The sequence below is a fragment of the Bradyrhizobium cedriense genome (assembly GCF_054602315.1).
On the sequence record NZ_JBTSWB010000002.1, the window covers coordinates 455,946 to 476,759 of the forward strand.

Here is a 20,814-nt window from a genome sequence, read left to right on the forward strand (position 1 = left end):
ACTTCTTGATTTCGCTTGGCAGAGTTACTTGGCTTCGGTCATTTCGCGGGTTCGGTCAGCCACTGGCGGATGATGGCGACGGTTTCGTTGGGGTTGCGCTCGGCGAGCTCGCCGACGCGATGCACGGACTGGGCGTGGACCTGCCCCTGCACGGTGGCGACGTCGATTGCGCTGGCGGCGCCGCTCGGCAGCAGCGGCTGGCCGCTGGCCGGAGCCGCCTCGTCCGAGGCGGCCGGGCCGGAGAGGACGCCGGAGATGGCGGCGGCGACCTCGTCGGAGGCGAGGATGCGCCTGACCAGCGGGCGGATCACCAGGAACAGCACGACCAGGCCGAGCAGCATCATCACGCCGAGCTCGACGAAGTACATGACGTCGTCCTTGGTGAACTGGAGCATGCCGAGGAAGCCGCCGGGTTCGCCGATCGGCGCGGTGGACGGCGCGTCGGCAAAGCGGAGGTTGACGACCTCGACCTGGTCGCCGCGCTTCTGGTCGAAGCCGATCGCCGAGCGCACCAGCGCGGCGATGCGATCCAGCTGCTCCTTGGTGCGGTCCTGGTAGGCCAGATCGCCCTTCTCGTTCTTGCTGTAGATGCCGTCGACGAGCACCGCGACCGAGATGCGGTTGACCCGGCCGGCTTCAGTTACCTCGGTCTTGGTGGTGCGGGAGATCTCGTAATTGTTGGTCTCTTCGGTCTTCTTGCTCTGGTCCTTGGCTGCGGCGGCGTTGTTCTGCTGGTTGCCGGGCAGCTCGTTGTTGACGGTGACCTGGCCGCTGTTGTCGGCGGTCATGCTCTGCTCTTCGCGGGTCTGGCTCGAGCGCAGCACGCGGCCTTCGGGATCGAACTTGTCCGAGGTCTGGGTGACCTTGTTGAAGTCGAAATCGGCGGAGAGCTGCACGCGGGCGCGGCCCGAGCCGACCACGGAGGAGACGATGTCCTCGACCTGCTTGCGCATGCGCTTTTCGAAGGCGATGCGGCGCTCGTCGCCGACGGCCTGCTCCGGATCGCTCGCTGCGCCGTCGGCAAGCAGCTGGCCGGCCTCGTCGACGATCGAGACCCGCTGCGGCTTCAGCCCGTTGACGGCGGAGGCGACGAGGTGGCGGATGGCGCGGATCTGCTGGGCCTCCAGCGAGCCGCGGACGCGGACCACGATCGAGGCCGACGGCTCCGGCGCCTCGCGCGCGAATAGGGGGCGTTCGGGCAGCACCAAATGGACGCGGGCGGCCTGGATGCGGTCGATGGCGCGGATGGTGCGGGCGAGTTCGCCTTCGAGAGCGCGCAGGTGATTGATGTTCTGGACGAACGAGGTGGTGCCGAGCGCGTCCGACTTGTCGAACACCTCGTAGCCGACGCCGCCGCCCTTGGGCAGGCCGCCCTCGGCGAGCTTCATCCGCAGCCGCGTGACCTTGTCCTTGGGCACCATGATGATGGAGCCCTCATTGCGGATCTCGAACTGGATGCCCTGGCGTTCCAGGTCCTTGATGATGCTCGAGGAATCCTCGACGCTGAGGTCCGTGAACAGCGTCGTCATCTGCGGCGTGGTGACGCGCATGATGACGAAGGCGAAGAAGCCGATGAGCGCGGCGGTGACCGCGATCATCGCCCCGAACCGGGCGGCGCCGATACTCTTCAGAAAGTCCGCAAGCCCTTGCAAGCAACCGCCCCACAGATTCGGCTGCTTTCACTGGAAAGGCCGACTGGGCAATTATTGCCTAGGTGATGGTTTCGATATGGTTAACGAAGGTTAAGAGGTCGGACAAAACTGCATCATGAAAAAAATCGGCCCCGCAATGCGAGGCCGATTTTCGTCAAAAGCCGCAGATTTCCGGATCGCCTACTGGCGATATTGCTGGATGCGGGTGGTGCGAAGACCCGCCAGACCGTGCTGGTCGATGGAAAACTGCCAGGAGAGGAATTCGTCGACCGTCAGGGTATAACGGCTGCAGGCCTCCTCAAGGGAGAGAAGTCCACCACGGACAGCGGCGACGACTTCGGCCTTGCGGCGGATGACCCAGCGTTTGGTGCCGGGTGCAGGCAGATCCGCGATCGTCAACGGACTGCCGTCCGGCCCGATGACGTATTTTACCCTCGGGCGATGGGGTTCTGTCATGGCGTACTCACAAACTCTCAACCACTGAACTCACGCAGTAACCCTACGCCCGGCGGCTTAAAAATCCGCTAAGCCTAAGGGTTCAATACAATTCTCGTTGAAACTTGTGGGAACGCGGCCGTCCCGGCCGGCGGGAGACGCGATCTCGGCCGGCAGAGCGGGGCAGAAGGTAAATACTTTACTAACGCCAAACGACATTTGCAGGCTCGACGCGAGCCCGGAGCTCTGCTTCACCTGTCCCCGCAGCGGAGAGGTGGTCCACCTCAATAGGCGCTGGTCGCGATGATGCTCTTGACCTGGCTCAGGGTGTAGCTGGCGCCGTCGATGGTGAGCAGCGGCGGCGACTGGGTCAGGTCCACCGACGACACCACGCCCTGCACCTGCGCGGCGATGCCGACATTGTTGTTCGCCACGTCCTTACCCGTGGCCGAGATCGTGTACTTGCCGTCGGGCCATTGCGTGCCGTCATTGCCCATGCCGTTCCAGGTGAAGGGGATGTCGGTGCCGGCGGCGGAGGAATATTTGCCGGTGAACACGGTCTGGCCGGTGGAATTGGCGACGGTGATGTCGACGGTCGAATCGGTCGGCACGTTGAGATGCCAGATTGCTACCGAGTTCGTCATGGTCGCGGTGGAGCCGTCGACCAGGGCGGTCTTGCCGACGAAGCCCAGCGCCTGGGTCGCCTGCGTGGTCTGCTGGAGGGTGACGAGCTGGGCCAGCGAATCGTTGGTCTTGAGCTGCTGCTCGACGCCGGCGAACTGTACCAGTTGCTGGGTGAACTGGTTGGTGTCGAGCGGATCCAGCGGGTTCTGGTTCTGGAGCTGCGTCGTCAGCAGCGTCAGGAAGGTCTGGAAGTTGCCGGCGAGCGTCGATCCCGTGGTCGAGCTCAGCGAGTTCGACGAGGAGGATTTCGGCAACTCGGTCGTGCCGGAGACGACGGAGGGGGCGGTGGCGGCATTCGTGGTGGCCATATCGAATACTCCTACACTCTGATGTCGACGCCGCTGCTCGATCCGAGCATGCGGCCGTAGCCGCGTCCGACGGGCGCGGCGGGAACGCTCTCTTCCTCGCTGATGACCAGCCGGCGCGTATTGCCGCCATTGTCGTTGTTCTGGCCGGAGTTCTGGTTCGACGAATTCTGGTCGCGCAGGCTGAACGACAGGCCGTTGCTGCCGGTTTTGAAGCCGGCGTCGTCCAGCGCGCGCTGCAATTGCGGCGCGTCCTGCTTCAGCATCGACAGCGTCTCCGGCTTCTCCACCGTGAGATGCGAGGTGACCTGGCCGTTGCGGTCGATATTGATGCGGACGTCGATCTTGCCGAGTTCGGCCGGATCGAGGCTGATGTCGAAACGGCTCTTGCCGGCGCGAATGGCGGCCGCGATCTCGATCGGCACGCCGTTGATCGGCACGGTGGTGCTGGTTGCCGCGGTTGCGGTGAGCGTCGCGGTCGATGCGGTGGCAGCCGAGGTCGTGTTGGTTGGCGGCGCCTGCACGGCGGAGGCGGCCTGCGCACTGGCGTCGAGCGGGGCGACGGTCGCTTGTGGCCCCGCATGAGCGTGCGTGGCGGGCGTGCCGGGCGTCGCATCGGCAGCGCGCTCGATGCCGGCCGCCTTCGCATCGGCCGTTGCGCCATCTGCCTGCGGCTTGGCGGCCTGGGGATGAGCGGCGGCGTTGAGGGTCGCTGCGCCCGGAGCTTGCGTCGCGGCGGTATTCGCGTTGCCGGCATCCTGGCCGATATTGGAAACATCGGCCTGGGCCTGCGCCGCGACGGCGTCCTTGAACGAGGTTTTCGGCGTGCCCTGGCTGGCGGCGGCGATCAGTCCGCCATTGGCCTTTGCATCGGTCGAGATCTCCTCCGGCGTGCCGGTCGCGGTCTCGCCGAGCGTCGTCGCCGTGTCGGCGTCGATCTCGGCGCCTGCGGCCTTGGCGCTCTTGTCGCCGGCGGTGTCAGACTGATTGCCGGCGATCTGCGCTGCAGTGGAGGCACTGGCGGCAAGACCTGCCGCGGCGATCGTCAGCGGCGAGGCGGCGGCATCGCTGGCCTGGTTCGCAGCCACATTCGGATCGACCGGCACGACCGGCGCGGGAACGATGACGGCGGGATCGGGCACGGCGGTCTGCGCCGCACCGGCCGGCGCGGCGGCAGCCGCATCGACCGCGGCGGTGGCTGCGTCGGTGCCGTCGGCGTCGTCGCCCTTGGTCTCGTCGGATTTGTCCGCCGATTTGGCGTCCGATGTCTCGGACTTGTCCTTGGCCTTGCCGGCGTCCTTGGCCGGATCGCCTGTCGCATCGCTCTTGTCGTTCTTCGCCGGCGCGGACGTGTCGGTGTCGTCGCTCGCCCTGCTCTGCGAAGGCTTGTCCGCGGGAGAGCTTTCGCGCGGGCGGCGGTCGGACTCCGTGGAGGATGACGCGGGATCGCTCCGGCGCGGCGCTGCGTCCTGCGCATTGTCGCTGATCGCCTGGGTGTTGCTGTCGACGAGCGAGCCGAAGGAGTCGTTCGCGGGCGCCTCTTTCGGGGCTTGCGAGCGCGCAGGCTTTTGCTGCGCGCTCGCAACTTGCACGCTTGCCACGACATCTGACGTACGACCGACCACAGGCAACCCCTTGGAAGCAGCTTCGGAGAAGGGGTAGCAAGGAGCGGGCCAGCACTCCTCCATGCTATTTCTGACAATAGAATCAATGTCTTGCCGTATTGAAGCAGCTGCCGGGCAGCCGGCCGTAGCCCCGCCATTTCTGCCGCCCCGGCAAGAATTGCCCTAAGCTGGCTGCCCGCGTGATTGCTTCACGGGAATGCCGCCTATATTAAAGACGCTACTCAGCCGCTTTCGACTTGGGCAGTCGTGCCCCCCGGGGAACCAGGTTCCGGGGGATGCCGGTGTCCCGCGAGAAAGCACAGCAATCGCGGATCGCGCACGCCGCCGTCATAACGCTTTAAGGCCCATGCTCAACAGTCTGGATCTCGAAGGCCGTCCCGAGGACACCAGGGTCGTCGTCGCCATGTCGGGCGGCGTCGACTCTTCGACGACGGCTGCGCTGCTGAAGGCGGAGGGCTACGACGTCGTCGGGATCACGCTGCAGCTCTACGACCATGGCGCGGCGACCCACCGCAAGGGCGCCTGCTGCGCCGGCCAGGACATCCACGACGCCCGCGACGTCGCCGCCAAGCTCGGCATTCCCCATTATGTGCTCGACTACGAGGATCGCTTTCGCGAGTCCGTCATCGACAATTTCGCCGATTCCTATGCACTGGGCGAGACGCCGGTGCCCTGCATCGAGTGCAACCGCAGCGTCAAATTCCGCGACCTCCTGAAGACCGCGCGCGAACTCGGCGCGCAGGCGCTCGCCACCGGTCATTACGTCGCCTCGCGCCGCCTGGACGATGGCTCGCGCGCGCTGGTCTGCGCGGCCGACGCCGACCGCGACCAGAGCTATTTCCTGTTCGCGACCACGCGCGAGCAGCTCGACTTCCTTCGCTTCCCGCTCGGCGACATGACCAAGCCGCAGACCCGCGAGCTCGCGCGGCGCTTTGGGCTCGCCGTCGCCGACAAGCACGACAGCCAGGACATCTGCTTCGTGCCGACCGGCCGCTACACCGACATCATCACCCGCCTGCGGCCGAACGCGATGGACCCCGGCGACATCGTCGATCTCGACGGACGCGTGCTCGGCCGGCACAACGGCATCGCCAATTTCACCGTCGGCCAGCGCCGGGGCCTCGGCATCGCCTCCGGCTCGCCGCTGTTCGTGGTGCGGCTCGATGCAGCGCACCGCCGCGTCGTCGTGGGCCCGCGCGATGCGCTGAAGATGCACCGCATCGGCCTGCGCGACGTCAACTGGATCGGCGACGGCGACATCGACCGCGCCATCGGCGGCGGCCTCGAGATGTTCGTGCGCGTGCGCTCGACCCGCAGCCCCCAGCCGGCGTGGCTGCGCGGCGGCAACGGCCAGTACGAAGTCGAACTCGTCGCTGGCGAGGAAGGCGTCTCGCCCGGCCAGGCCTGCGTCTTCTACGACGCAGCCGGCGGCCAGGCCCGCGTGCTCGGCGGCGGCTTCATCCAGAGCGCCGCGGCGAAGGTCGACGCGGCCACGTCGCGCCCGCTCGCGGAAGCCGTGCGCGGCTGATCATCATGAGATCGGATCGCACTCTCGCGCCGACGCAAGTGCGCCCCCTCTCTCGCCTGCGGGAGAGGACCGGGGAGAGGGCTCTCTCCACACACGATCTCTCGCGAGCGGACAGAACCCTCACCCGGCGCTGCGCGCCGACCTCTCCCGCAAGCGGGAGCGGCGCGGACCGCGCGCAGGGCTGACAGCGTTTTCAACGATGATCATTATTCTCCAGAGTTTTCGTTAGGGCAGGGGCATGGCAGCAGACATCTCGCGGGCCGGGGTCGAGAAGGCCTATGGCCGCTGGGCGCCGGTCTATGATCTCGTGTTCGGCAAGGTGTTCGACGCCGGCCGGCAGTCGACGATCGCGGAGGCCGACCGCATCGGCGGCCGCATCCTCGACGTCGGCGTCGGCACGGGGCTCTCGCTTTCCGACTACGCGCGCACCACGAAGATCTGCGGCGTCGACATTTCCGAGCCGATGCTGCGCAAGGCGCAGGCGCGCGTTCGCGCGATGCGGCTGTCCAATGTCGAGGTGCTCTCGGTGATGGACGCCAAGAACCTCGCCTTTCCCGACAAATTCTTCGACGCGGTGGTCGCGCAATATGTCATCACCGCCGTGCCCGATCCCGAGGGCACGCTCGACGAGTTCGTGCGCGTGCTCAAGCCCGGCGGCGAGCTGATCCTGGTCAACCACATCGGCGCGGAGAACGGACCGCGAAGGCTGTTCGAGCTCGCCTTCGCGCCCGTCGCCCGCCGCCTCGGCTGGCGCCCGGAATTCCCGTGGGCCCGCCTCGAGGGCTGGGCCGCCAGGCACGGCGGCATCACGCTCGCCGAGCGCCGCCCCATGCCGCCGATGGGCCATTTCTCGCTGATCCGCTACCGCAAGGCGTAACTGCAACGGCACGGGCGATGTGCTCCCTCTCCCGCAAGCCTGCGGGAGAGGTGAACGAACCACCGCGGTAATCGAGTCAACGGGAAGCCAGTTCGTTGTAGAGCACGATCCGGCGATCTGCTTCCGGCGCAGAGCCGCGCGACAGGGGCGGCATTCTTCTTGCTTGCATCTCGCCGCCGCGGGGATCAAGACATCTGTGGCACACCTTAAGAGCATGCGACCACGGAGTGTTTGAGTGAAGGCCGTCCACACCGAACTGCATCGCAGCCACGATCCGCAATTCTTCCTGGTTCGCGGCGTCGTCAAGCGCACCACCGAGCAACCTGAGCGCGCCGACCGCCTGCTCAAGGGATTGAAGGACGGCAAGCATCAACTGGTCGAGCCGACGAAATTCGGGCAGGGGCCGCGCGCGCGCATCCACAGCCCGGAATATTTGTCGTTCCTGAGCGAAGCCTGGGACGCCTGGACCGCCCTCGGTGATTCCGGCCCGGAGATGATCGGCAATATCCATCCCGTGCGCCATGCCGCGACCTATCCCACCCACATCGTCGGCAAGCTCGGCTGGCACACCGCCGATACCGCGGCGCCGATCGGCCCGGGCACGTGGGCGGCCGCCTGCGCCGCGACCGACGTCGCAGTCACCGCCGCGCAGATGGTAATGGACGGCGAGGATGCGACCTACGCGCTCTGCCGTCCGCCCGGGCATCACGCCTATCGCGACATGGCCGGCGGCTTCTGCTTCCTCAATAACAGCGCCATCGCGGCGGCGCATCTGCGGCAGAAGCACGAGCGCGTCGTGATCCTCGACGTCGATGTCCATCACGGCAACGGCACGCAAGGCATCTTCTACGCGCGGCCCGACGTCTACACGATCTCGATCCACGCGGATCCGGTCGCGTACTACCCCTTCGTGTGGGGCTACGCCCATGAGCGCGGCGAAGGACCCGGCCTCGGTACCAATCTCAACATTCCCCTCGCCATCGGCACCGGCGACGACGGCTACATCCAGGCGCTGGACCGCGCGCGCAAGGCGATCGAATCCTTCGCACCCGGAGCGCTGGTCATCGCGCTCGGTCTCGATGCCTCCGAGCACGACCCGCTGAAGGGACTGGCCGTCACCACGCCCGGCTTCCGCCGCATCGGTCAGGCCATCGCGAAGATGGGCCTGCCGACCGTGTTCGTGCAGGAGGGCGGCTATCTCTCGGATATCCTCGGCGCGAACCTGGCCTCGGTGCTGGCGGGATTCGAAGAGGCGCGGTGAGGTGCGCCTTCACCTCTCTCCGCGTCGGTCGTCATGCCCGGGCTTGTCCCGGCTTCCACGTTCTTCGAGCCGCGGCGATGCGTGGATGGCCGGGACGAGCCCGGCCATGACGGCGGAGAGAGCACCGCGCGTAGATATCTAGAACAACCCGCTCGCCGCGAGCGCCTTGCGGACGTGCTGCATCTCGGACTCGTCGGCCACCATGTCCAGCATGATCGTGGTCAGGCCCTTCGCCGCAAACTGCTTCAGCTTGGCGCCGATCTCGGCATAGCTGCCGACCAGATAGGGGCAGTCGGCCTGGAAGGTCAGGAACGGCAACAGCCAGTAGCCGTTGTCGTGAAGCTCGCCGCTTTGCCCCTCATAGAGCCGGCGTTTCCACACTGAATCGCTGTTCTCCACCGTGAGCGCGAGCAACTCGCGATCGTCGGGATTGTCGGAGAAGCGCGCCTTTGCGGCCTGTCGGGCCTCGTCACGTTCCGCCCGCGCGAAAATTCCAAAGTTCATGCCTGCCGCGTCGAGCCCGCGATCGAGGTCGGGCGGCAGCATCTGCATCTTGATGCAGCCGGTGTCCTGCGCGACGCGCCGGGCCGCCTCGGATTGGCCGGCGATCAAGAACTCCGGCATCAGCTCGGTTGGCAAGCGAGGGCGAAGTTGCAGATCGCTGGCGCGGTAGAACCGGCCCGTGAAATTGACCGGCCGCGGGCTTGCCAGCAACTGGCGCATCAGCGCGACATATTCGCCGAGCCGGACGTATCGATCGGCATGCCCCTCGTCGTCGCCCAGCCCGTGCAAGTCGCTGACCGCCGTGCCCGTGATCATGTTGAGATAGACCTTGCGGCCGTAGAGCTGCGCAAGGGACGAGACGAGCTTCGCCGCGGTGAACGGGTGCATGTAGACCGGATTGACGGCGATCAGCGGCGAAGATCGCGTCGTCTCTGCCATGATGTGCTGGGCCATCGCCCAGGGCTCGACGAACACGTCGTTGCCTTCGAACAGCAGGATGCCTTCGAAGCCGTTGCGATCGGCGAACCGGGCCACCCGCATCAGCTCGCCGACATAGGATTTGGGATCGCGGTTGCGGGAGATCGCAGGAAAGATGCGCAGCCGCGAGGTCGTCATTCCACCGCTTCCCGGAGCGGCCAGGCATTGCGGCTGATGGGCAGGCCGCCGTCCGCGCGTGAGCCGTCGGCGATCGCCAGGCGGTGCGAGGGCGATGGCGAGCACAGCGAGAAGCGCCAGCGGTCCGGGTCGTCGGCAATGTCGGGCTTGAAGCTGATCTCGATGGCCTCGCCCGACACCTGCATTGCGAAGGCATCGAGCGGCAAATTGAGCCCAAAGCCCCTGGCCTTCAGATAGGCCTCCTTGAGCGTCCAATAATCGAAGAAGCGTTCGATCGCCGCGGGCTCCGGCAGTCCGCGCAGCGTCTCGACCTCCTCCGGCGCAAAGAAGCGAAGCGCGGTCGACAGCGGCGCGACGCGTCGCGATACGGTTTCGACGTCGACCCCGACGGCCTCATGCCGCGATACCACGCAGGCGACGCAGCCGTCGGCATGTGACAGGCTGAAATGCAGCGGGGTCGGGGTGACCGGCGCTGCGACGAATGGCCGCCCATAGTGGCCCGCGCCAAACGACCAGTCGGAGGGCGCGACGTTGGAGGCGACCTCCGACAGTGCCAGGCGCAACATGGCGTGCGCGAAGATGTACTGCCGTCGATGCCGCTCGAACATGAAGCGATCGGCCCGGGCCCGTTCCTCGACCGAGAGCAGGTGCCGGTACGACTCGACCGCGCCCGGCTCGTCGATGGTCTCGATCAGCCCGACAAAGAGTTCAATTCTGTCGTCTGCCATTAAATGGACCCATGGCGTCAGGCGAGGCCAAATCCCCGGTCCCGACGGAAGAATCGGCTGAGCAAGAATCAACCGTGAGAACCCTTCCTAACGGTCCACCCGGGCGAATTCTTGTCGATTTGCAGGCCGGTTTACAGGCGCAAGCTTGTGCGAGACCCCAACGCGACGAGCGAGCGGCCCAACCCCGAAAACGAAAGCTCGAAAGTTGAGGTCCGGAGATTCGTGCGGCGTCCGGGCCGGCGAATTATTTCTTCTTCTTCTTCGCCTTCTTCGATCCGCCCAGCAACGCCAGGCTGGCGTCGACGTCCTTCAGCGCGGACTGCAGCTTCTTCTTCTCTTGGGTCAGTAACTTCTGCAGGGCCTTGCGGTCTTTCTCGCTCAACGCGGTGCCCTTGGTAAATTTGATGAAACCCATAACACTCCCCCGATTTGAAAATAATCGTCCAAATCAAAACGCGGGAATAATCTTGCGCGGTGACGCCGAATAATCAAGACGCAACTTGATCATTCACAGCTTTGGCTCGTAGGCGCACTCGTCCGCGATGTGACGCGCTCAGGCCGCCCTGCGAGCGAGCAACCGGCCGAGCGGAGCGTCGGGTTGGGCGAGGGCCGCCGCCAGCAGCGCGACGAGATCCTCCATCAACTTGCCGACCATTCGGCCCTCGAGCAACTCGCGCTTGTAGTTGCATGAGCCGGTGATGCCGGTCGGACGCTCCTTGAGCATCAGCGACAGCCATGTCTGGTCGATCGGCAGCACCGGTTGGCCTTCGCGCGCGATGTTGCCGATCGATCCTGTCGCGATATCCGGGAGATCGAGCGGCTGGCGCAGCGGATTCTGCAGCGTGAAATAGACCTGGAGCAGCGAGGCTGGATCGATTCCCTCCCGCTCCAGATGATCGGCCAGGACGTTGAACGGGAGCTCCTGCCGCGCATGCGCGTCGAGCACGCTCTGGCGCACCCGCGCCAAGGCCTGCGCGAACGACAGGTCCGGTGTCATTGTCGTGCGGATGATCACCGTGTTCTCGAACGGACCGATGATTCGGTCGGTGTCCGGCTGGGCACGATTGGCCATGGCAGTCGCAACCACGATGTCGGTGCGACCGGTCCGGGCCAGCAGCATGGCCTTCAGACCGGTGAGCAGGCACATGAACAGGGTGGCGCTTTGCTGACCGGCGAATGCCGTGAGCCGGCCGACCAGCTCACGTTCGAGGCCGACCGGATGATGCCCGGTGGATGCGCCCGGGCGCGTTTCGCCGTCGAAGAGGGGCCCAACTCCGCGCAGATTCTCCGTCCAGTCGGCAGCCTGACGTCGCGCGGCGTCGGTGCCGCACCACCAGCGCTGCCAGCGTGCGACAGCTGCAAAGGCCGGAGGCTGCTGCGGCAACGGCACCGACGGATATCCAGCCAGCGCCGCATAACGGTTCGACAACTCCTCGAACAGCACGCCGATCGACCAACCGTCGACGACGGCATGATGCAGCGTCAGCAGCAGGACATGGTCGTCGTCGTGAAGCCGCAACAACCGGGCGCGCAGCAGCGGCGCGCGAGCGTTGTCGACCGGGGTATAAATCTCCTGCTCGATCAGGAGATCGATCTTCCTGAGCTCGAGCGCCTTGCGCCGCTTGTTGTTATGGGGACGACCGTCGCCGATCGTCTCGATCGTCATGACACGGCCAAGAGTGCGAGGCGGTACGATGCGGCCTTCGGGCTCATCGCCGTTCCAGGCGAAGGCGGTCCGCAGCGATTCGTGCCGGCGCACGACATCATCGATCGCCTTTGCCAGGGCGGCCGAATCGAGCGGGCCCTGGAGACGGAAGGCGAAGGGCAGGTTGAACAGCGGCAACCCCGGCAGATTCCGCTCGATCCGCAGCATCTGGTCCTGCGCGATGGAAAGCGCAGGAGGCCCGCTCGCGCCCAATCGCGGCCCGATTGCGGCAGGTTTGTGCGGCCTCGCCGCCGCGGCCTCGTCCACGCGCCCGGCAAGCTCCTCGATCGTCGGTGCCTCGAAGATGGACTTGATCGGCAGCGACACGCCAATCGCGCGGGCGACGCGCGCCATCGCCTGTCCAGCCAGCAGCGAATGGCCGCCGAGGTCGAAAAAATTGTCGGTGACACGGATGCTCTCGACCTTCAGCAGGTCAATCCAGATGTCGGAAAGCACTTTCTCGGTGAAGCGCCGCGCAGGCCTTGCCGCTTCCGGCCGGGTCGTTTCCGGCTGGGCGGACGCCAGCAGCGCGGTGCGGTCGATCTTGCCATGAGCGTTGAGCGGCACCTGATCCAGGAACAGGAAGGCGGACGGGATAGCGTGGGCCGACAGCCTGCCCTTCAGGAATTCGCGCAACTCGCTGGCGCTGCTCCGGCTGCCGGGCCTTGCCACGATATGGGCGATCAGCCTGATATCGCCGCTCGCCTCGCGGCGCGGTTCGACGATGCCGACGCGCACATTCGGATGCTCGGCAAGCACGTTCTCGATCTCCTTGAGCTCGATACGATAACCGCGGACCTTGACCTGATGATCGGCGCGGCCGAGGCACTCGATGGTGCCGTCGGCGCGGCGGCGGGCGAGGTCGCCGGTCCGGTACAGCCGGCCAGCAGCCTGGCGCGAGAACGGATCGGGCAGGAAGCGCTGCTCGTTCTGCGCGGGATCGTTGATATAGCCGCGTCCGACACCGGCGCCGCCGATGCAGAGCTCGCCGGCGACGCCGACCGGCTGCGGCTCGAGGTTGGTGTCGAGCACGTAGAGCTGGGTGTTCGGCAGCGGCGCGCCGACCGGAACGTTGTCCGTCGCGGTCGCCGGCGGCTTGGTCAGGCGATGCAGGGAGACGTCGTCGGAACATTCCGACGCGCCATAGGCATTGATCAGCGGCACTTTCGGGCAGCGGGCGAACCAGGCGCGGCAGAGATCGACCGACAACGGCTCGCCGGTCGAGATCAGCAGCCGCAATCTGGAGAAGGCGCGCAGCATCGGCGTCTCGTCCATGCGATCGAGAATGACGCGCAGCAGCGACGGCACGATCTCGAGCACTGTGACGCCCTCGCGCTCCATCTCCCGCGCCAGCAGGAGCGGGTCCTGCACGATCGCGTTGCCGCAGACATGCACGCGCGCGCCGACCATCGGCCCGGCAAGAAACTGCCAGACCGATATGACGAAGCTCTGCGGCGCGGTCTGCGCGATCACGTCCCTGGCGGAGAGGTCGAGCTCGGAGATCAGCGCGGCCAGATGGTTCGACAGGCCGCGCTGCTCGATCATGACGCCCTTCGGCGCGCCGGAGGAGCCGGAGGTATAGACGAGATAAGCAAGGCTGGAGGCGGCTCGCCGTGCGGCGCGAGCCGGCTTGTTCACCCCCGGCGCGATCGCGTCTTCGAGCTCGGCCAACTGGATACGCTCGACCAGCGGTTCGAGCAGGGCCTCGACCATGGCGGACTGAGCTCGTCCGGTCAGCAGCACGCGGGCACAGCTAGACCCGAGGATGGTCGCAAGGCGGGTCGTCGGCTGGTCCGGATCGAGATTGAGGAAGGCCGCGCCGGCGCGCTGCACCGCGATCATCGCGGCGAGCAGGTCGGGCCCGCGCTCCACCAGCAAGGCGACCACCGTCTCGGCGCCGACGCCTTCGCCGGCCAGCCAGCGCGCGATCGCCTGGCTGCGGCGCTCCAACTCGCGATAAGTCAGGGACGTGCGGCCGTCCGACACCGCAACAGCCTTCGGCGTCTTCTTCGCCTGGCGGTCGAAGCGTTCGACCAAATTGCCGCGCGTGGCGAAATCGGCCGGCACGCCCCGGCCTTTCGCCAGCACCCGACGGCGTTCGGCCTCTGTCAGGAGCGGCAGGCGCGAGATGCGCTGCTCCGGATTGGCGACGGCCGCCTTGAGCAGCGTCTTGAACTGCGCGGCCATGCCTTCGATCGTCGCGGCATCGAACAGATCGGTGGCATATTCGAAGAAGCCGGTGAAGCGCCCATCGGCCTCGACCAGTTCGAGCGTGATGTCGAAGCGCGCGACTTTGGGATCCACTTCCAGACGCCGCGTCGACAAGCCCGGAAAGCGTGCCGTCTCGATGGAGGCGTTCTGAAGGATGAACATGATCCGGAACAGCGGGTTGCCGTCGCTCCGCCGCGCGATCTTCAACGCGCGCAACACCTCCTCGATCGGCAGGTCCTGGTTGCGGTAGGCGTCCAGCGTGACCTGCCGCACCCGCCGCAACATCTCGCCGAAGCTCGGATCGCCGCCAAAATCATTGCGCAGGATCAGGGTGTTGGCGAACAGCCCGATCAGGCGCTCGCTCTCGATCTGGTTGCGGTTGGCGATCAACGAGCCGGTGGCGACATCCTCATGCGAGGTGTGGCGGAACAGCAGGCACTGGAAGGCCGCGAGCAGCGTCATGAACGGTGTGACGCCCTGGTTCTGGCTCAGTGTGCGCAGGTCCGCCGACAGCGTCCCGGAGATTTCGAGATAGTGGCGCGCGCCGTGCCCGCTCCAGACCTCCGGCCTCGGCCTGTCGGTCCGGAGCGGCAGCGTGGTCACGTCGTTGAGCTGGGCCCTCCAATAGTCGAGCTGCTCCTTCGCCGCCGGCGTCCGCGCCCAGCTCTGTTGCCAGAGCGCGAAATCTCGATACCGGAAGGCGGGCGGAAGCAGTGCGGCCGGACGCTTCTTGCGCGCCGCAGCGTATTGGACGGCGAGCTCCTCCCAGAACAGCCGCTGCGACCAGCCATCGGTGACGAGGTGATGGACGTTGACCACCAGCGCGTGGCTGTTCTTGTCGAACGACAGCAGCGTGACCTTCAGCGGCGGCTCGCGGGCGAGGTCGAACGGATATTGCGCCAGCTTGAGCGCCTCGCGGCTGACGATTGCCACCTGCTTCTCCGCAGGGCAGGGCTTGAGCTTGATGCGCTCGAAGCGCGGCGGCGATGACAGCACCAGCTGTACCGGCTCGCCCTGGCGTTCGATGAAGGCCGAGCGCAGCGCCTCGTGGCGCGTGCAGATCGCAGCGAGGCTCGCAGAAAGCGCGGCGACGTCGATCGCACCTTTGAGGAGCGCGACTTCGACGACGTTATAATTGTAGCGGGTCGGGTCGAGCCGCGAGAGGAGGTACATCCGCAGCTGCTGGAACGTCAGCGGCGCGTCGGCGTCCGCGAAGTGCTGCCAGGCCGGCAGCGCCGTTTCGCGCCGGCTCGCGGCGGTTTCGACCCGGGCCGCAAGCGCCGTGACCGTCGGGCAATCGAAGATGTCTTCGAACGAGAAGTCGACATCGAAGCGTTCGCGCAGGCGGGAGCGCATCTGTGTCACCGCGAGCGAGTCCGCACCGAGCGCGAAGACGTCCCGGTCGGCACCGACCTGCGGTAGCTCCAAAAGATCAGCCCAGATCCCGGCGAGCTCGGTCTCCATCGCATTGCGCGGCAGCCGGGTCTCATCATTGCTTTCCGCCGTCGCGATCAGCGCGGCGAGGGCGTTGCGTTTGACCTTGCCGCTGGCGCCCTTCGGCAGCGCAGCCACGCTGCGGATCAGGCTCGGCACCTTGTAGGCTGCGAGCCGCTTGCGCGCGAACTGGCGCAGCTGGTCCGAGCTCGCCTCGGAGTTCGGCCTCAGCACCACGACGGCGGCGACATTCTCCCCGAGCTTCTCGTGCGGAACGGCGAACACGCCGGCCTCCAGCACTGCCGGATGGCTCAGCAGGACGTCCTCTACCTCGAGCGGCGAGATCTTCTGCCCGCCGCGGTTGATGACGTCCTTGAGACGGCCGACGATGAAGAGATAGCCGTCGGCATCGAGATAGCCGAGGTCGCCGGTCCGGAACCAGCCATCGCGGAACGCCGCCCGCGTCGCCGCATCGTCATTATAGTAGCCGCGGCTCATGTTCGGTCCGCGCAGCATGATTTCGCCGCGCTCGCCGCTTGCGAGCGTGCGGCCGGTCTCGTCCATGATCGCGATCTCGGGGCCGGCGGCAACGCCGACCGATCCGACCTTGCGCAGCTCGAACGGATTGGCAGCGATCTGCGAGGCCGCCTCCGTCATGCCGTAGGTCTCGAGCACGGGAACGCCGAACATCGCCTCCAGCCCTCTCAAGATCGCAGGCGCGAGCGAGGCCGAGGCCGAGCGGATCACGCGCAGCGACGACGACCGGGCGCGGTCCGGGTTCGCTTCCGCCGCCGTCAGCAATGCGCGGTGAATGGTCGGCACCGCCGTGTACCAGGTCGGTTGCAGCTCCCGCATCCAGTCGAAGAAGGACGATGCCTCGAAACCGTCGGTGCAGATCACGCTGGAGCCCGCGGCCAGCGCCGTGAGAAGACCGGAGATCAATCCATGAGCATGAAACAGTGGGAGGACGTTGAGCAGGCGATCGCGCGACGTGAGCGACAGCGCGTGGCCGGCATTGTAAGCGGACAGGCAGACATTGCGATGGGTGAGCGGTACCATCTTCGGCCGCGCCGCCGTGCCTGACGTCAACAGGATGAACGCATCGTCCTCGCCGCGCGCAGCGCCGCTGGCATGCGCCGGACCGATCGTCGGGGCGATGAACGCGCAGCCACCGAGATCGTCGACCGGCCCCGCCACGAAATCGACCACGGCGATGTCGAGCGTCCTGGCGGCCTCGCGGCTCGCCGAGTTCATGCCGGCCCGGGTGACGAGCGCCGCCAGCTTCAACTCACTGAAATAGCGTTGCAGCTCGTCCGCCGTCAGATCGGGATTGACGGGGACGCAGGCGCAGGTCGAGGCGACCGCGATCAGCGCCAGCGCACTGTCGGCGCCGCGCGGCAGCGCAACCGCGACGCGGTCTGCAGGGCCGATGCCGCGTTCACGCAAGGTGCCGACCAGTTGCCGGATCGATCCGTCCAGCGCGCCATAGCTGAGAGGCGGCCGGCCGGGGGCGAGGAGTGCGGGCGCCGCCGGTGTGTTGCGGGCATAAAATTCGAGAAGGCCGCTGATATGCGCAAATATGTTGGTTTCGCCCGTCGTACCGGTTGATCCCGCGCCCGCTCCGGATGCAATGTCCGACAACGCCATTCCCTTTTGATCCGATTGAGCTATTCTTCCAAGAAGTTAGGGAACGCGTCCAGTCCGAGGTGAAGTTTTGGCCCCGATATCTGTGGTTGAAGGGGCCCTAAAGCCCTTCGACGGAGTGATGGTCGGGCGGAATCACCATGCTGGAGAATGAACCGGACACGGGATCGGAAGGCGGGTTGAAGCGCTGGCTCGAAGGCATCGGCCTCGGGCACTACACCGATCTCTTCGCGCAGCACCGTCTCGATCTCGACGTCGTGGGGGACCTGACCGAGTCCGATCTGATCGAGCTCGGGTTGCCGCTCGGCGATCGCAAGCGACTCCAGCGGGCTATGGCGGCGCTGTTTCAGGCGGAAACGGCGCCGGCACCAACCGCGGCGGTGCCTCCACAAGTACGGGCGGAGGTCGGAGCCGAACGGCGCCAGCTCACCACCATGTTCTGCGACATGGTGGATTCCACCTCGCTTTCCGCACGGTTCGATCCGGAAGACGTCCGCGACTTGATCGCTGGCTTTCGCGAAACCTGCGTCCGGGTGGTCAAGCATTACGAGGGCTTTGCCGCCCGGTTCGTCGGCGACGGTATCCTGGTCTATTTCGGCTATCCGACCGCACATGAGGACGATGCCGAGCGTGCGGTGCGTGCCGGGCTCGAAATCGTGCGGGTGCTGTCGACAGCGCGCCCGGTCGAGCCGCGCGGCGCGCTCGGCCATTCACCCGCCGTCCGCATCGGGATCGCGACCGGCCTCGTCGTGGTCGGCGACCTCGTCGGGCAGGGCACCGAAGAACGCGATTCCGCGGTCGGAGAGACCGTCAATCTCGCTGCGCGCCTGCAAGCCCTGGCGCCGCCCAATGGCGTCGTGATCTCCGCTTCGACGCAGGCGCTGCTGAAGGGCAAGTTCGACTATCGCAGTCTCGGCGTTCACGAGCTGAAGGGCATCTCCGAGAAGGCGCAGGCCTGGCACGTGGTGCGCGCCTCGCGGGCGGAGACCCGCTTCGCCGCCGCCATGGGCACGCGCCTGACGCCGCTCGTCAACCGCGAGGAGGAGATCGCACTGTTGATGGGGCGCTGGCAGCAGGCCAAGGACGGCGACGGCCAGGTCGTCGTCAAGTTCGGCGAGCCCGGCATCGGCAAGTCGCGCATCATCCAGGAAATCTTCGAGCGGATATCGGGCGACCGCCATGGGCAAGTCTCGCTGCAGTGCTCGCCTTACTACACCTCCACCGCATTCCATCCGTTCGTCGAGCAGCTGAAATTCTCCCTCGGCCTCGACCGGGAGGATCCCTCCGCAGTGTCGCTGGCGAGCCTCGAGACCGCGATCGCCACCGCTCATGGCGACATCGAGCAGGTGACGCCGCTGTTTGCCGCGCTGCTGTCGATACCGACCGGCGATCGCTATCCGCCGCTCGGGCTGTCGCCGCAGCAGCAGAAGGACGCGACCGTCGCGGCACTGGTCGGTCACTTCCTCGGCCTTGCGCGCGAGATGCCGCTGGTGATCGCATTCGAGGACCTGCACTGGATCGACCCGACCTCCCGCGAGGTGATCGACCTGCTGGTCGAACGGGTGCAGAACCGGCCGATCCTGGTCATCGTCACCGCGCGCTCCGAATTCCAGCCGAGCTGGAACGCGCATTCGCACATCACCACCCTGGTCCTGAGCCGCCTGAGCCGGCAGCTCCGCACGACGCTGGTCGAGCGCGTCGCCGGGCGAGAGCTGCCCAAGGAGGTCGTCGAGGAGATCATCGTCAAGACCGACGGCGTGCCGCTGTTTCTGGAAGAACTGACCAAGACGGTTCTCGAATCCAATCTCCTGACCGAGCGCAACGGGCGCTATGTACTGTCGGGGCCGTGGCGGCAGCTCGCAATCCCGGCAACCCTGACGGACTCGCTGATGGCGCGGCTCGACCGGATGGGGCCGTTCAAGCGGATCGCGCAGATCGGCGCCACCATCGGCCGCGAGTTTTCCTACGAGACGCTCCATGCGGTCGCCAACACGCCCGCCGAACAGATCGAGGCTGCGCTCAATCACCTGGAGGAGGCGGGGCTGATCATGCGGCGCGGCCATCCGCCCGACGCGCTCTACTCCTTCAAGCACGTGATGATCCAGAACGCGGCCCATGCGAGCCTCTTGCACAGCGAGCGCCGCAAGCTGCATTCCCGGATCGTCCAGGTGCTCTCCGAAATGTATCCGGAAAAGACCGAGCGCGAACCGGAGCTGCTCGCCCATCATCTGACCGAATCCGGCCAGAGCGAGGGCGCCGCCAGCTTCTGGCTCAAGGCCGGCAAGCAGGCGGCCAAGACCGGTGCCAATCTGGAAGCGATCGGTCATCTGCGCCGGGGCCTCAGCGTCGTGCAGGCCAATACCCGCATGCAGGGCGGCGACGAGACGGAGCTCGAGCTGCGCATTGCGCTCGGCAACGCGCTGATCGCAGCCAAAGGCTATGCGGTGGCGGAGGTCGAGGAGAACTACATCCGCGCGCTCGAGCTCGGCCAGCAGCTCGATGACGACGAAAAGGCCTTCGCTGCGACCCGAGGCCTTTGGGTCTGCCATTTCATCCGCGCCGATCTCACTCGCGCGCACGATCTCAGCGTCGAGCTGCTGAGGTTCGCCAAGCGCGCGCGGCTGAATGAGCGGGCGAAGCCGGCGCAGCAGACCGGGTACCTGATCGAAGCGCACCGCTCGATCGCGATGACCATGCTCTATCGCGGGCGTTTTGCCGCCTCGCAGCATCACCTGCAACGCTGCGTCAGCCTCTACAGCCCCGACCTGCATTCCGATCTGATGGAGCGGCACGGCACCGATCCCGGCGTCGTCTCGCTGTCCTATCTCGGCTACCTGTTATGGTTCCTCGGCCGGCCCGACGCGGCGCGCCAGCACAGCGAGCAGGCGATCGCGAATGCGGAGAAGATTCGCCACCCTTTCACCCTCGCCTTCGCGCTCGTGTTCGGGGCGTATCTCTGCCAGCATCTGCGTGACGTCGAGGGTACGCGCGACCACGCCAACCGCGCCATGATCATCGCCACCGAGCACAATTTCCTGCATTGGAAGCAGCAGGCGACGATCCTGCGCGGCTGGGCGCTGGCGCAACTCGGCGAAGCCGACGAAGGCCTCAACCAGATGCGCTTCGGCCTCGACGAATACGAGGCGATGGATTCCTGGCTCGCCGGTTGCTGGTTCCGCTGCCTGCTCGCGGAGGCCTACGCAAAGGTCAGGATGCGCGACGCCGCCTTGCGCGCCCTCGACGGTGCGCTCGCGACCGCAAGGCGGACCGGTGATCACTCCTACCTTGCCGAAGTCTATCGCCTGCAAGGCGAGATCACGCTGTCGGACGGCGAGCCGGCGTCGGTACAGGAGGCCGAGGATCTGTTCAGCCTGTCGCTGGAGGTCGCGCGCAGGCAGGGCGCGCTGTCCTGGGAGCTTCGCACCGCGGCCAGCCTCGCGCGGCTGTGGCTCGAGACTGGCAAGCGCGAGGCCGCAAGTCTCCTGCTCGTGCCGATTGTCGGCAGGTTCAGCGAGGGATTCCATACGCCGGACCTGAAGCAGGCGATGCAGCTGGTCAACGAGCTCGGCGCGGACGCGCTCGTTCGTGAACAGGCCGCCCCCTGAC

The 20,814-nt window shown here is 66.4% G+C and carries 12 protein-coding genes; 4 read left to right on the forward strand and 8 right to left on the reverse strand.

What is annotated here, in order from left to right; all coding sequences use genetic code 11:
* Positions 1-38: 38 nt before the first annotated feature.
* The 4 genes from fliF to ACYCVF_RS08485 all read right to left on the reverse strand — a co-directional run bounded on the left by fliF (position 39) and on the right by ACYCVF_RS08485 (position 4,701).
* On the reverse strand, positions 39-1,652 hold the full coding sequence (gene fliF / locus ACYCVF_RS08470; RefSeq protein ID WP_459603053.1) for a flagellar basal-body MS-ring/collar protein FliF: 1,614 nt from the start codon (positions 1,650-1,652) through the stop codon (positions 39-41).
* A 180-nt stretch (positions 1,653-1,832) separates the two neighbouring features.
* Positions 1,833-2,108, reverse strand: a complete 276-nt coding sequence (gene sciP, locus ACYCVF_RS08475) for a CtrA inhibitor SciP (RefSeq protein ID WP_002714638.1) — start codon at positions 2,106-2,108, stop codon at positions 1,833-1,835.
* Between the two features lie 263 nt (positions 2,109-2,371).
* Complete coding sequence (locus tag ACYCVF_RS08480; protein WP_459603051.1) at positions 2,372-3,079, reverse strand: flagellar hook assembly protein FlgD; 708 nt, start codon at positions 3,077-3,079, stop codon at positions 2,372-2,374.
* Positions 3,080-3,090: 11 nt separating this feature from the next.
* On the reverse strand, positions 3,091-4,701 hold the full coding sequence (locus ACYCVF_RS08485) for a flagellar hook-length control protein FliK (protein WP_459603049.1): 1,611 nt from the start codon (positions 4,699-4,701) through the stop codon (positions 3,091-3,093).
* Positions 4,702-5,047: 346 nt separating this feature from the next.
* Here ACYCVF_RS08485 and mnmA point away from each other — a divergent pair, with 346 nt between their 5' ends.
* From mnmA to ACYCVF_RS08500, 3 genes are all read left to right on the forward strand, one after another.
* On the forward strand, positions 5,048-6,229 hold the full coding sequence (gene mnmA / locus ACYCVF_RS08490; protein WP_459603047.1) for a tRNA 2-thiouridine(34) synthase MnmA: 1,182 nt from the start codon (positions 5,048-5,050) through the stop codon (positions 6,227-6,229).
* 238 nt (positions 6,230-6,467) lie between these two features.
* Positions 6,468-7,106, forward strand: a complete 639-nt coding sequence (locus tag ACYCVF_RS08495; protein WP_459603045.1) for a class I SAM-dependent methyltransferase — start codon at positions 6,468-6,470, stop codon at positions 7,104-7,106.
* Positions 7,107-7,341: 235 nt separating this feature from the next.
* Positions 7,342-8,367 carry a histone deacetylase family protein gene (locus ACYCVF_RS08500; protein WP_459606534.1) on the forward strand — a complete coding sequence of 342 codons (1,026 nt, stop codon included), beginning with the start codon at positions 7,342-7,344 and terminating at the stop codon, positions 8,365-8,367.
* Positions 8,368-8,505: 138 nt separating this feature from the next.
* Here ACYCVF_RS08500 and ACYCVF_RS08505 read toward each other — a convergent pair whose 3' ends face one another.
* From ACYCVF_RS08505 to ACYCVF_RS08520, 4 genes are all read right to left on the reverse strand, one after another.
* Positions 8,506-9,486, reverse strand: a complete 981-nt coding sequence (locus ACYCVF_RS08505; protein ID WP_459603041.1) for an LLM class flavin-dependent oxidoreductase — start codon at positions 9,484-9,486, stop codon at positions 8,506-8,508.
* Positions 9,483-10,214 (reverse strand): 4'-phosphopantetheinyl transferase family protein, encoded by a 732-nt coding sequence (locus tag ACYCVF_RS08510; protein WP_459603039.1) that lies wholly within the window; start codon positions 10,212-10,214, stop codon positions 9,483-9,485. The genes ACYCVF_RS08505 and ACYCVF_RS08510 overlap by 4 nt, the downstream gene beginning before the upstream one ends.
* 244 nt (positions 10,215-10,458) lie before the next feature.
* The gene (locus ACYCVF_RS08515; RefSeq protein ID WP_459603037.1) at positions 10,459-10,629 is read right to left on the reverse strand and encodes a hypothetical protein; all 171 of its coding nucleotides are present in this window, start codon (positions 10,627-10,629) and stop codon (positions 10,459-10,461) included.
* A 138-nt stretch (positions 10,630-10,767) separates the two neighbouring features.
* Positions 10,768-17,211, reverse strand: a complete 6,444-nt coding sequence (locus ACYCVF_RS08520) for an amino acid adenylation domain-containing protein (RefSeq protein ID WP_459603035.1) — start codon at positions 17,209-17,211, stop codon at positions 10,768-10,770.
* 137 nt (positions 17,212-17,348) lie between these two features.
* Between ACYCVF_RS08520 and ACYCVF_RS08525 the strand changes: the two genes are divergently transcribed.
* Positions 17,349-20,813 carry an ATP-binding protein gene (locus ACYCVF_RS08525; RefSeq protein WP_459603033.1) on the forward strand — a complete coding sequence of 1,155 codons (3,465 nt, stop codon included), beginning with the start codon at positions 17,349-17,351 and terminating at the stop codon, positions 20,811-20,813.
* Position 20,814 lies beyond the last annotated feature (1 nt).

Excerpts from the sequence above, each read along its gene's own strand:
- ACYCVF_RS08495 (WP_459603045.1), top strand. The coding sequence starts at position 6,468 with ATGGCAGCAGACATCTCGCGGGCCGGGGTCGAGAAGGCCTATGGCCGC.
- ACYCVF_RS08515 (WP_459603037.1), bottom strand. The coding sequence starts at position 10,629 with ATGGGTTTCATCAAATTTACCAAGGGCACCGCGTTGAGCGAGAAAGAC.
- mnmA (WP_459603047.1), top strand. The coding sequence starts at position 5,048 with ATGCTCAACAGTCTGGATCTCGAAGGCCGTCCCGAGGACACCAGGGTC.
- ACYCVF_RS08505 (WP_459603041.1), bottom strand. The coding sequence starts at position 9,486 with ATGACGACCTCGCGGCTGCGCATCTTTCCTGCGATCTCCCGCAACCGC.
- ACYCVF_RS08525 (WP_459603033.1), top strand. The coding sequence starts at position 17,349 with ATGCTGGAGAATGAACCGGACACGGGATCGGAAGGCGGGTTGAAGCGC.
- ACYCVF_RS08520 (WP_459603035.1), bottom strand. The coding sequence starts at position 17,211 with ATGGCGTTGTCGGACATTGCATCCGGAGCGGGCGCGGGATCAACCGGT.
- sciP (WP_002714638.1), bottom strand. The coding sequence starts at position 2,108 with ATGACAGAACCCCATCGCCCGAGGGTAAAATACGTCATCGGGCCGGAC.
- ACYCVF_RS08510 (WP_459603039.1), bottom strand. The coding sequence starts at position 10,214 with ATGGCAGACGACAGAATTGAACTCTTTGTCGGGCTGATCGAGACCATC.
- ACYCVF_RS08480 (WP_459603051.1), bottom strand. The coding sequence starts at position 3,079 with ATGGCCACCACGAATGCCGCCACCGCCCCCTCCGTCGTCTCCGGCACG.